General features: G+C 60.1%; 11 protein-coding genes. 5 read left to right on the plus strand and 6 right to left on the minus strand.

Annotated features, from left to right (window positions below):
* Window positions 1-247: 247 nt before the first annotated feature.
* Window positions 248-853, plus strand: coding sequence for an FMN-dependent NADH-azoreductase (azoR, locus tag ACJ8HH_RS08445; protein ID WP_033634661.1), 606 nt, complete (start codon window positions 248-250; stop codon window positions 851-853).
* Between the two features lie 119 nt (window positions 854-972).
* Here the strand turns inward: azoR and ACJ8HH_RS08450 are convergent, their stop codons facing one another.
* The 4 genes from ACJ8HH_RS08450 to ACJ8HH_RS08465 form a co-directional block, all read right to left on the minus strand.
* Window positions 973-1296, minus strand: a complete 324-nt coding sequence (locus tag ACJ8HH_RS08450) for a YdbL family protein (RefSeq protein WP_033634662.1) — start codon at window positions 1294-1296, stop codon at window positions 973-975.
* Between the two features lie 8 nt (window positions 1297-1304).
* A complete protein-coding gene (locus tag ACJ8HH_RS08455) occupies window positions 1305-1502 on the minus strand; it encodes a YnbE family lipoprotein (RefSeq protein ID WP_025302979.1) in 198 nt (65 codons plus the stop codon).
* Window positions 1502-4111 (minus strand): YdbH family protein, encoded by a 2610-nt coding sequence (locus ACJ8HH_RS08460; protein ID WP_060451605.1) that lies wholly within the window; start codon window positions 4109-4111, stop codon window positions 1502-1504. Before ACJ8HH_RS08460 ends, ACJ8HH_RS08455 begins: the two co-directional genes overlap by 1 nt.
* A 317-nt stretch (window positions 4112-4428) precedes the next feature.
* On the minus strand, window positions 4429-5259 hold the full coding sequence (locus tag ACJ8HH_RS08465) for a LysR family transcriptional regulator (RefSeq protein WP_033648434.1): 831 nt from the start codon (window positions 5257-5259) through the stop codon (window positions 4429-4431).
* 139 nt (window positions 5260-5398) lie between these two features.
* On the opposite strand from ACJ8HH_RS08465, the gene ACJ8HH_RS08470 reads away from it, so the two are divergent.
* From ACJ8HH_RS08470 to hslJ, 3 genes are all read left to right on the plus strand, one after another.
* Window positions 5399-5689 (plus strand): putative quinol monooxygenase, encoded by a 291-nt coding sequence (locus ACJ8HH_RS08470; RefSeq protein ID WP_033648435.1) that lies wholly within the window; start codon window positions 5399-5401, stop codon window positions 5687-5689.
* Window positions 5690-5831: 142 nt separating this feature from the next.
* Window positions 5832-6824 carry a 2-hydroxyacid dehydrogenase gene (locus tag ACJ8HH_RS08475; protein ID WP_016927571.1) on the plus strand — a complete coding sequence of 331 codons (993 nt, stop codon included), beginning with the start codon at window positions 5832-5834 and terminating at the stop codon, window positions 6822-6824.
* A 47-nt stretch (window positions 6825-6871) separates the two neighbouring features.
* Window positions 6872-7300 carry a heat shock protein HslJ gene (gene hslJ / locus ACJ8HH_RS08480; RefSeq protein WP_060451606.1) on the plus strand — a complete coding sequence of 143 codons (429 nt, stop codon included), beginning with the start codon at window positions 6872-6874 and terminating at the stop codon, window positions 7298-7300.
* Window positions 7301-7329: 29 nt separating this feature from the next.
* On the opposite strand, the gene ACJ8HH_RS08485 is transcribed toward hslJ, so the two are convergent.
* Both ACJ8HH_RS08485 and ssmE read right to left on the minus strand, forming a co-directional pair.
* Entirely contained in the window at window positions 7330-7584 is a 255-nt protein-coding gene (locus ACJ8HH_RS08485; protein WP_015377999.1) for a DUF333 domain-containing protein, read from the minus strand.
* A gap of 499 nt (window positions 7585-8083) precedes the next feature.
* Window positions 8084-8416, minus strand: a complete 333-nt coding sequence (ssmE, locus tag ACJ8HH_RS08490) for a multidrug efflux SMR transporter SsmE (RefSeq protein ID WP_033634669.1) — start codon at window positions 8414-8416, stop codon at window positions 8084-8086.
* Between the two features lie 238 nt (window positions 8417-8654).
* Here ssmE and nifJ point away from each other — a divergent pair, with 238 nt between their 5' ends.
* Complete coding sequence (gene nifJ / locus ACJ8HH_RS08495) at window positions 8655-12188, plus strand: pyruvate:ferredoxin (flavodoxin) oxidoreductase (protein WP_442520224.1); 3534 nt, start codon at window positions 8655-8657, stop codon at window positions 12186-12188.
* Window positions 12189-12232 lie beyond the last annotated feature (44 nt).

Here is a 12232-nt window from a genome sequence, read left to right on the forward strand (position 1 = left end):
GCCGCCAAGGCCAGGCTTGGCAACGGTTTGATGTTTTTTTAGCGATTTTTTTGCTTTAGCCGCACAGCCTATCACAAACGGCTTTCTCCCCCTACTTCCGCGAGTAAAGCCTCGCCATGTCATTCAATAAAATCGAACGAAGATCTCGAAATATTGCGCTATCACTGTTGGAGGAATGTGAATAGCATGTACTCCATGCAAGGGACGCTGAGTCCTGATGTCACTGTCACAACGTAAGGAATTATCGATGAGCAACGTATTGGTTCTGAAATCAAGCATCCTGGCGACCTACTCTCAGTCTAACCAACTGGCCGATTTCTTCGTAGAGCAATGGAGCAACGCCCACAGCGGCGACACCATCACCGTGCGCGATCTGGCCGCACAGCCCATCCCGGTGCTGGACGGTGAACTGGTCGGCGCGCTGCGTCCTTCCGATGCTCCGTTGACCCCGCGTCAACAAGAAGCGCTGGCCCTGTCGGACGAGCTGATCGCCGAGCTGCAGGCCAACGACGTCATCGTGATTGCCGCGCCGATGTACAACTTCAACATCCCGACCCAGCTGAAAAACTATTTCGACCTGGTTGCCCGCGCCGGCGTGACCTTCCGTTACACCGAAAACGGTCCGGAAGGCCTGGTGAAAAACAAACGCGCGGTGATCCTGACCAGCCGCGGTGGCATTCATAAAGGCACCCCGACCGACCTGGTGGAACCTTACCTGCGTCTGTTCCTGGGCTTCATCGGCATCACCGACGTGGAGTTCGTCTTCGCGGAAGGCATCGCCTACGGCCCGGAAGTGGCGACCAAAGCACAGGAAGACGCCAAGGCGGCCCTGTCTCAGGTGGTGTCTGCCTAAGATCCAGCGCAGGGGCGCCGCGCCCCTGCCGGACAAGAAGCAAGTCCTGTCAAACCTGCACTACCCTCATAATAATCATCTATCCGTATCTCTTGGCGCGCCAGACGGCGCGCTTTTTTTTATTTCTTCAGCCACTGGCCGTTGATGCCGCGCACATACTCGCCGCTCTGCGCCCGCGTCACCAGCTTCTGCCCGGCCATGCGCGCCACTTCGTCGACGGCGATATGGTTGCCGTCCGCCACTTCCTGATACTTCTCGGCGCGGCCGGCGTTGATGCGCTTCACCAGCGCCAGCGTTTCCGCGTCCTGCTTCACCGGGGCGATATAGCCGCTCAGGGTTTCGCCCACCCGCCCTTGCTGCTTCGCCTCATCCAGCGTCAACGCCATCGCCACGCCGCTGAACAACCAGGCGGCGCCGGCCAGCCACAAATAACGTTTTTTCATGTCGGCTCCTAGAACAGACCGCTTTGGGTTTTCAGCAGGTTTTCGACGTCCTTATCCACCTTGATATGAATTTCATGCTCGATCTTGACGTTCATATTGATGGTGATCGGATCCTTCGGCGTCGCCACCTCGATGCGCGGCACGCAGCCGCTCAGCAGCGAAACGCACAGCACCGCTGCCAGCGTCGACACACTCATGATTTTCATTATTGCTCCCCAGGTTGTGAGAGGGCCTGCTCCAGCCACTCCTGTAAATTGTCGCCGAAGCGCAAACTGCGCCACAGCTGAAACACGTTTTCCTGATGCCGATAGTTCAGGATCACCTCGCGCTTGGCGTTCTTCTGCGGGTTGATGCCGTCGATACGCGCGCTCAGCGTCAGCTCGCCCAGGTTGTCGAGATCGACCCGGGCGTGCGAACGGTTGATTTCCATGTAGCGCAGCCAGTCGATCGCCGCGCCGGTCGCCAGATTGTTGCTGCCGATGGCGTCGGCCATGTCTTTGTCCAGCCGCAGCGTCAGGGTGCCGGCGTTGGCGATCCAGCCGTTTTGCACCAGCCATTTCGGGTGGTTCAGGAACAGCGGCAGCTCGCCGTCGACCCGGCCGGACATGGCGAACTGCTTCGGCTTCAGGGCGGTAAACAGCGCGCTGAGATCGACCTTGTCCAGCTTCAGCACCGCGGCGTCATGCTGCGGCAACCGCAGCGCCGACAAGCTGATATGCCCGTTGAGCATGTCCACGCCGACGTTGCTCAACGTCAGCGGCTGCCCTTCGCTATAAGGATAGGTGCCCTGCAGATCGGCGGAAATATTCTGCATCTCGAACAGGTTGCTGAAAGACTTGATGCGCAGCGACACCGGCTGTTTGGCCCCCAGCAGCCACTGATGCTGCTTGAACCGGTACGACAGGATAAAGTCCAGGCCGCTCATCTCGCCGTCTTTCAGCCACATGCCGCCGTTTTTCACCACCCAGTGGCCGCCGGCTTCGAAGCCCTGCTCGCGGGCGGCGGAAAACGCCGACTGCGCATAAAACTCGCCGTCGCGCAGCGTGAGATTGAGCTCCGGCGCGAGCAGCGGCTGGAAGACCTTCAGCGACTGTTTCGGCCACCAGGCTTCACCGCGCAGGCGTTCGCCGTCCCAACGGCCGCGCAGCGCGATCGGCCCGATCTGCTGTGCCTGCAGTTTGCCCTGCAGCTGGAAACTGTCCGGCGAAAGGCCGTTCACCTGCAGCGCCAGCACCGGCGCCGGCAGATGGCCGCCGTCGCTGAAGCTGACCTTATCCGCCGCCAGTTGCAGCTCGCCGTTGAACTGCGGGCTTTGTTCATCACGCCGCCAGCGCAGCGGCCGGTTGAGGCTCAGGCGCGGCGCGGCGACCGTCACCAAACCATACTTCAATTTATCGAAACCGGTGGAGAGCTTGTCGAGCACCAGCTCGCTATCCTGCCAGCGCCCGCTGCCGGCGACGTCCCAGGCGGCCTGCAGCGGCGGCAACCGGCCGTTGCCCCAGTAACGCCACTGCCAGTCGCCCTTGTCCGGCCAGAAATCCTGCGCCTGGCCGTCCAGGTGCAGCTTGAAGCGCCCCCAATAGCTGTCGCTGGCGTTCAGAATCGCCTGCAGGCGGCCGGTGATACCGGCGGCGGTCACCTTCACGCCCGCCAGCGGCAAACGCGCCTCTTCCAGCGTCATTTCCGGCGTCACCTTGCCCCACAGGCGCAACAGCGCCCCTGGCTGCAGCACCAGCGTCGGGTTGAGAATGCTGCCGCCGATCACGCCCGGAATCGACGCGGTGGCGGAGAAGTCGGCCAGATTGGCCTGACCGGTCAATTGGAAGCGCAGATCGCTGTCGGTCAACCCTACCTTGCCCGGCCCGAGGGTGAGCACCGCATTGCCCTTGCCGTTGTGGCCGGCGGTGATCACGTTCAGCCGCGCGCTGATCTCCGTTTCATCCCACCCTTTGCTCCAGTCGTGCAGCGCAACGCTCAGGCCGCCGTTCAACGGCTGCCCGCTGTACGGCCAACGCCACTCGCCCTGCCTGATGCTGACCCGCTGCGGCGCGACTTCCCACGGCAGCACCGCCAGCGGCCGATCGTCGCCTTTTTCGCTTACCGTCAACACGCCCTGCCGCTGTTGCCAGCGCATGTCCAGCAATACCGGTTTTTCCAGATAGGCGGTCTGCATTTCCCCCTGCAGCGCGCCCTGCGTCGGCAGGCTGGCCAGATCCAGCGGAATGGTTATCTTGCCGGCGAGACGCAGCGGTTGCGCGCTGTTGGGCGGGACGACGGTCAGGCTCTGCAACGTCAGCTGCTGTTTTTCATCCAGCTGCGCCTCGGCGCTGAGATTCGGCCCCTGATAATGCAGGCGTTGCCCGTCAGGGCCGGAGGAAAGCTGCAGCTTGCCGGCATAGCGCTGCCAGGGAACCAGCGTCAGGTCATTAATGGTGAGATCCAGCGGCGGCAGCTGTTGCTGCAGCTGATCGAGCGCCAGCGGCGCGCTGTTGGCGTCGCCGGCCGGCAGTTTTGACAAACAGGCGCTATCGACGCTGACCTTATCGCTCGACAGCTGCCAGCGGCCCTGGCGGTAAGCCAACCGCGTCGGCCCGACGTTGGCCAGCAGGCAATCTTGCGCGGTGAAACGCGCCCCCGCCAGCGCCAGGCCGCCCTGGCGCCAGTGCAATTTGCCCTGCAACTCCAGGCGGCTTCCCGCCGGCAACCAATGCGATAACACGCCCGGCAGCCAGCGCGGCAAAGTTTGCCACAACGCCAGCACCAGAATTGCGCAGCCCGCCACCGTCCCTATGAATACTTTTAATCGCCTGGTCATTAAATGATTGCTTCGTTCCTGAGTTAGGCATTGGTTAAGTCTATGCCTGAATTGACAATAATGATGGCATGAATTTGACATAGGGTGAAGCTGAGCAGGGTCGCAGCGGCGATTTGCACCTTTTTGGCGCAAACGTGTGCGGAGTTGTAGATTTTCGTTACATATGCATCACATAAACAGGACAGTTTTCAGACTTTTGTTATTGTCGTTGCCATTGATGATTAATAGTCTTGCAACCATTCTAATAAAAGTTCAGCTGCTAGCTAACTGTGTACTAGAGAAGCCATTCCCCACACCCCCGTGGGGATTTTTTTGCCTTAATGCCGAATCACGGCGTCAATAAAATCGTGCAATATGCGGCTGTCGCTCGCTTTACGCCAGATAGCATAAATATCGCTGCGCATTTCATTCCCGCATTCTATGTATGCAACCTTTCGCTGCCGCGCCAGGCTTTCGGGCACAAACGCATAGCCTAATCCCGCTGTTACGCAGGCAAATATCACGTCGTAGCATTCCACCTCCAGCAGCGCGGCGGGGATGACTTGCTGCTTCTGCAGCCAGGCGTCCACCAGATGGCGATAGTGGCATTGCCGCGAATAAACATAGAGATCGCTTTTTGCCAACAACGCCGGCCGACATGCCCCGCCAATGAAGACCAAACGCTCCTGGAAAGCACGCCGACTCTGCATCTGCGGATGTTCGATCGGCCCATCTGAAAACACCACGTCCAGCGCCCCTTTTTGCAGCTGAAACTCCAGATCCAGCGAATATCCCTGCACCACACTCAGCTGAACGCGGCGATTCTGCGCACGGTAATGGGCCAACTTTTGCGGCAAATGATGACTCAAGGCGATATCCAGCGCGCCAAGCCTCAGTTCGCCCTGCACCGGATCCTGTTCAAGCTGCGATCGCGCCCGCTCTTCGATAGCCAAAAAGCGCTTGGCCTTATGGTAAAGCGCCCGGCCTTCCGGCGTGAGCGACAGCCGATTGCGCTCACGCTCGAACAGCGTGACGCCGCACGCCATTTCCAGCTCTTTTAATTTCTTGGTCACGTTAGAGGGCACGCAAAACAGCCGCTCCGCCGCGGCCGTGAGACTCTCCGACTCCACCACCATGCAAAAGGCGGCTAACTGGGCACGTTTAAACATCTTAAGCCTTCACCAAAAGTGAACAATTCACGAACTTTATTTCACTTTTAGTCAGCCATCAAGTCCGTAAAATCCTCGCTGTCAGCACAATGCTGCCCCTGGAGATATCCAGTTTCATTACCGACCGAGGAAATCAATCATGATTACGCTCAACGTCTTTTTTCAGGTCAATCCGGCCAAGCGGCAAGCGTTTCTGAGCCTGCTCAACACCATGGTGCAGGAATCCAATAAAGAAACCGGCTGCTCTTTTTACCAGCTTTGGCAATGCCAGAGCGATGAGAACAGCTACGCGCTGATCGAAAACTGGGACGATAAGGCGGCGCTTTCAGCACACCAGAAAACGCCTCATTGGATCGCCTTTAACGATGTCGTTAACAGTTATTTGACCCATGATTACGATGAGCATCATTACACGGAAATCGCTCGTTAAAACCGCGTGAACCGGCCCAATGCGGGCCGGTTTCACTCCCCTGTCTGATAGAACAAGCCCCGCGCGGGACAAACTGCTAACCAATTGTCGAATTTACTAAAATCTGTTAAATTGATCACAAAATCACGGTGGAGAAACCACGATGAAATTGGCGATATACAGTACCAAACAGTATGACCGTAAATATCTCGAACTGGTGAATCAGCAGTTTGGCTATGAGCTGGAATTCTTCGACTTTTTACTCAGCAAAAAAACCGCCAAAACGGCCGCCGGTTGCAAGGCGGTGTGTATCTTCGTCAACGACGACGGCAGCCGTGAAGTGCTCGAAGAACTGGCGGCGCTGGGCGTCGAAATTCTCGCCCTGCGCTGCGCCGGTTTCAATAATGTCGATCTGGACGCCGCCAAAGAACTGGGCATCAAGGTAGTGCGCGTGCCGGCCTACTCACCGGAAGCCGTGGCGGAGCACGCGGTAGGCATGATGATGTGCCTGAACCGCCGTATTCACCGCGCCTATCAACGCACCCGCGACGCCAATTTCTCGCTGGAAGGGCTGATCGGCTTTAACATGCACAACCGCACCGCCGGCGTGATCGGCACCGGTAAAATCGGCGTGGCGACGATGCGCATTCTGAAAGGCTTCGGTATGAAGCTGCTGGCTTACGATCCGTTCCCGAGCGAACAGGCGCTGGAACTGGGCGCGGAGTATGTCGACCTGAAAACGCTGTACGCGCAGTCCGACGTGATCACCCTGCACTGCCCGCTGACGCCGGAAAACCACCATCTGCTGAATGCCGACGCCTTCGCGATGATGAAAAACGGCGTGATGGTGATCAACACCAGCCGCGGCGCGCTGATCGACTCCACCGCCGCCATCGACGCGCTGAAGCAGCAGAAAATCGGCGCGCTGGGAATGGACGTTTACGAGAACGAACGCGATCTGTTCTTTGAAGACAAGTCTAACGACGTGATTCAGGACGACGTGTTCCGCCGCCTCTCGGCCTGCCACAACGTGCTGTTTACCGGCCATCAGGCCTTCCTGACCGAAGAGGCGCTGACCAGCATTTCGCAAACCACGCTGCAGAACATCAGCCAGTTGGATCGCGGCGAAGCCTGCCCGAACCAGTTGAACGCCTGAGCGTCACCTCGGGGCGCCCCGGCGCCCTGTTTATTTGAGAGAACGCGATGAGAAAAACCACGGTAGCCGTCCTTGCGGCGCTGGCTTTAGCGGGGTGCAGCATGAAACCACATACGGCCGTCACGCCAGGCGATCTGCTGCATCACAACTTCGTGTTGCAGAGCGTGGATGGCGAAACGGCGAAGCCACCGGAGGGCGGCGGCCTGCTCAATCTGGAGTTCGGCGAGAACCTGCATGTCTCCGGTGCGATGTGCAACCGCTTCTTCGGCCAGGGGCAATTACGCGACGGCGTGCTGACGGTGAAACCGCTGGCCACGACGCGCAGACTGTGCCCTGATGAACAGCGCAACCGCTGGGATCAAGTGATCGGCACCGTGCTGGAAAACGGCGCCGAAGTGACGCTAAGCGCCCAGCAGCTGACGCTCAACGGCAGCGGCCACACGCTTATCTATACCCTGCGCGATTGGGTGTATTGATCCTGCACGCTGGGCCTGGCGCTGCGGGCTTACCCGGCGCAGCTGCCCAGGCCCAGCGTGCGTTCTTCGCACTGCTTGCCGTTCGGCATTTGGCACATGCGCAGCGCTTCACCGTTCAGGTTGTGCGCGATGGTGGTGACGCCGCCGACCGCCGCGCAACCGGCGCTGGTCTGCAACGTATTGATTCTGGCACTGTTGCCCTGCTGTACTGGTTCTTCGTTATTGCTGCTGCAGGCGGCTAAAAGCAGCACGGCGCTGGCAAGCAGCCATTTTGATGTCGTCATTATCCCACTCCTGAACCCGGAACTGCGCTGTGTAAAATCGCCATTGCTGATAACGCGCGTCACTTGGCGGACACGTTTCGCTATCTTTGATGCAAACTTGTTTAATCTAGCTCGATATATAAATAATGAAAATATATTCCAGCCATTATTTGTCGTTTTTTTGCGGCGGCCGGACATTTATTTTGTTTGCAGAATATTTCCGCACCGGAACGCGGTGCCAAACGTGACGGCGCCACCCGCTGCCAGGCTTCGGTCGCACGAAGAAAGTGATAACGTCACCGCTGCCGACCAGGAAGTTTTTCCGGCGATATCGCTATTCATTATCTTCGCGTGCTTTCAGTGAAACGACGCATTTTTTGCTACCGGAGAGGACGATATTTGCGTTTATGCTGGCGGCGCTAAGTAATTAGCATTCCACTATTTTCAGTGAGTGATGGCTGAATTCTTCAACCGGCGCGACTCGCTGTCGCGCCGGCCTTTTTTCACATTAAAATAACACTCAGTGCACCGTGGCTTTCGACAGTAAATTAATCACCAGCACGCCGGCAATAATTAATCCCATGCCGACGATCGCCGGCCAATCCAATTTTTGCTGATAAACAAATACCGCGGCGACCGACACCAGCACAATCCCCATGCCTGACCAAATCGCATACACGATGCCCAGCGGCATACTCTTGACCACCATCGACAGCCCCCAAAATGCCACGCCGTAGCCCAGCACCACCAGCAGCGACGGCCACAGGCGGGTAAAGCCCTCGGAGGCTTTCAACATGGTGGTGGCGATCACTTCCGCGACTATCGCCATCGTCAAATACATAAATGCGCTCATGATTTTCTTCTGTCAGTTTGCCGATGCGCAATTATGACGTGCCGGAAATAAATTGTCTTTAAACGGTGAAAACAATTTATTGCCGCCGGCCCCCAATCGACGAGGAAATAGGCCTTTGACGATTTGTCACCCGCCACACAAACACGATAAAGCCGCGTTCAAACCCTCTGTTAGACTTTTTTCCATTACTGCGAAAGTGCGCTTTCGCGGCTTTGAGAGCAATGAAAAGGTAACGCCGATGATAACTACAGATGGTAATAATGCAGTCGCTTCCGTGGCCTATCGCACCAACGAAGTGATTGCCATCTACCCTATCACGCCGAGTTCCACCATGGCGGAGCAGGCGGATGCCTGGTCCGGCGATGGCCGGCAAAACATCTGGGGCGATATCCCCCGGGTAGTGGAAATGCAGTCGGAAGGCGGCGCGATCGCCACCGTGCACGGCGCGTTGCAAACCGGCGCGCTGTCGACCTCGTTCACGTCATCGCAGGGTCTGCTGCTGATGATCCCGACGCTGTACAAACTGGCCGGCGAGCTGACGCCGTTTGTGCTGCACGTGGCCGCGCGCACCGTAGCCACGCACGCGCTGTCCATCTTCGGTGACCACTCGGACGTGATGGCGGTGCGCCAGACCGGCTGCGCCATGCTGTGCGCCGGCAGCGTGCAGGAGGCGCAGGACTTCGCGCTGATCTCGCAGACCGCCACCCTCAACGCGCGCGTGCCGTTTATCCATTTCTTCGACGGCTTCCGCACCTCGCACGAAATCAACAAGATCGTACCGCTCAGCGACGATACGCTGCGGCAAATGCTGCCGCAGGCGGCGATCGACGCTCACCGCAGCCGGGCGCTGTCGCCGGATCATCCGGTGGTGCGCGGCACTTCCGCCAACCCGGACACCTATTTCCAGTCGCGCGAAGCCACCAACCCGTGGTATGACGCCACCGGCCAGCACGTGATCGACGCCATGGCAGCCTTCGCCGCCCTCACCGGCCGCCACTATCGGCCGTTCGACTATTACGGCCACCCGCAGGCCGAACGCGTGGTGGTGGTGATGGGCTCCGCCGCCGGCACCTGCGAAGAGGTGATCGACACCCTGCTGGCCCGCGGCGAGAAAGTCGGCGTGCTGAAAGTCCGGCTGTTCCGGCCGTTCTCCGCCAAATACCTGCTCGACGCGCTGCCGGACAGCGTGCGCAGCGTCGCGGTGCTCGATCGCACCAAAGAACCGGGCGCGCTGGCCGAGCCGCTGTATCTGGACGTGATGACCGCGCTGGCGGAAGCCTACAGCCGGGGTGAGCGCGCCACGCTGCCGCGGGTGATCGGCGGCCGTTACGGCCTGTCGTCGAAAGAGTTCGGCCCCGACTGCGCGCTGGCGGTGTTCCGCGAGCTGGCCCAGCCGCAGCCGCGCCCGCGCTTTACCGTCGGCATCTTCGATGATGTCACCGGGCTTTCGCTGCCGCTGAGCGACGAAATCCTGCCGCAGCGCGCCTCGCTGGAAGCGCTGTTCTACGGTTTGGGCAGCGACGGCTCGGTCTCGGCCACCAAGAACAACATCAAGATCATCGGCAACGCCACGCCGCTGTATGCCCAGGGCTATTTCGTCTACGACTCCAAAAAGGCCGGCGGCCTGACGGTGTCGCACCTGCGCGTCAGCGAACAGCCGATCAACTCGGCCTACCTGGTCAGCCGCGCGGACTTCGTCGGCTGCCACCAGCTGCAGTTTATCGATAAGTACCAAATGGTCGAACGCCTGAAGCCCGGCGGCACCTTCCTGCTCAATACCCCTTACGGCGCCGACGAGGTCTGGTCGCGCCTGCCGCAGGAGGTTCAGGCGCTGTTGCACCAACGCCAGGCGCGTTTCTATATCATCAACGCCGCCAAGCTGGCGCGCGAATGCCGGCTCGGCGCGCGCATCAACACCGTGATGCAGATGGCGTTCTTCCACCTGACGCAGATCCTGCCGAGCGACGTGGCGCTGCAACAGCTGCAGGACGCCATCGCCCGCAGCTACAGCAGCAAGGGCCAGGAGATCGTCGAGCGCAACTGGCAGGCGCTGGGCGCCACCCGGGCCGCGCTGACCGAGATCCCGCTGCAGCCGGTCGACGTCAGCAGCCCGATGCGCCCGCCGGTGGTCTCGGACGCCGCGCCGGACTTCGTCAAAACCGTCACCGCCGCGATGCTGGCCGGGCTGGGCGATGCGCTGCCGGTTTCCGCCTTCCCACCGGACGGCACCTGGCCGGTGGGCACCACCCAATGGGAAAAGCGCAACATCGCCGAAGCGATCCCGATCTGGCAGCCCGACCTGTGTACCCAGTGCAACCACTGCGTCGCCGCCTGCCCGCACTCCGCCATTCGCGCCAAGGTGGTTCAGCCGGCGGAGATGGAGCACGCCCCCGCCTCCCTGCAGTCGCTGGATGTCAAAGCGCGCGATATGCGCGGCCAGAAATACGTGCTGCAGGTAGCGCCGGAGGATTGCACCGGCTGTAACCTGTGCGTCGAGGTCTGCCCGGCGAAAGATCGCCAGAACCCGGAGATCAAGGCCATCAACATGGCTTCGCGCCTCGATAATCTGACGGCGGAGAAAGACAACTACGACTTCTTCCTGCAGCTGCCGGAAATCGATCCGGCGCAGCTGGAGCGCATCGACATTCGCACTTCGCAGCTGATCACGCCGCTGTTCGAGTACTCCGGCGCCTGCTCCGGCTGCGGCGAAACGCCGTACATCAAGCTGTTGACCCAGCTCTATGGCGACCGCTTGCTGATCGCCAACGCCACCGGCTGCTCGTCGATCTACGGCGGCAACCTGCCGACCACGCCGTACACCACCAACGCCGAAGGGCGCGGCCCGGCGTGGGCCAACTCGCTGTTCGAAGACAACGCCGAATTCGGCCTGGGCTTCCGTTTAACGGTCGATCAACATCGCGCGCGAGTGCTGCGCCTGCTGAATGCTCTGGCGCCGCAGCTGCCGGAGCGGTTGGTCAATGCCCTGCAGATGGGCGACGTGGCGCCGGAGCCGCGCCGTAAGCAGATCGCCGAACTGCGCACGCTGTTGGCCAATCTCGAAGGCGAAGACGCGCGCCAGCTGGCGGCCGGCGCCGACTACCTGGTGGATAAATCCATCTGGCTGATCGGCGGTGACGGTTGGGCCTACGACATCGGCTTCGGCGGTTTGGATCACGTCCTCAGCCTGACGGAGAACGTCAACGTGCTGGTGCTCGACACCCAGTGCTACTCCAACACCGGCGGCCAGCAGTCGAAGGCCACGCCGCTCGGCGCGGTGACCAAGTTCGGCGAACACGGCAAGCGCAAGGCGCGCAAGGATTTGGGCGTCAGCATGATGATGTACGGCCATGTCTACGTGGCGCAGATCTCGCTGGGGGCGCAGCTCAACCAAACGGTGAAAGCAATTCAGGAGGCCGAGGCCTATCCGGGGCCGTCGCTGATCATCGCCTACAGCCCGTGCGAAGAGCACGGCTACGATCTGGCGCTCAGCCACGATCAGATGAAACAGCTGACCGCCACCTGCTTCTGGCCACTGTACCGCTTCGATCCGCGCCGCAGCGCCGAGGGCAAGGCCGCATTGGCGCTGGATTCGCGGCCGCCGAACAGCAGCCTGTCGGAAACGCTGCTGAAAGAACAGCGTTTCCGCCGCCTGAACGCGCAGCAGCCGGAAGTGGCCAGCGCGCTGTATCAGGCCGCCGAGAAAGAGCTGCAGGAGAAATACGATTTCCTCAGCCTGCTGGCCGGCAAGGCGGAAAAATCCGCCGCAGAGTAACCTCCCTCAGGGCGCGAGCGATTCGCGCCCTGTTCTTTTACCGC

This window comes from Serratia sp. CY32780, from assembly GCF_052169135.1.
GTDB classification, from domain to species: domain Bacteria; phylum Pseudomonadota; class Gammaproteobacteria; order Enterobacterales; family Enterobacteriaceae; genus Serratia; species Serratia sarumanii.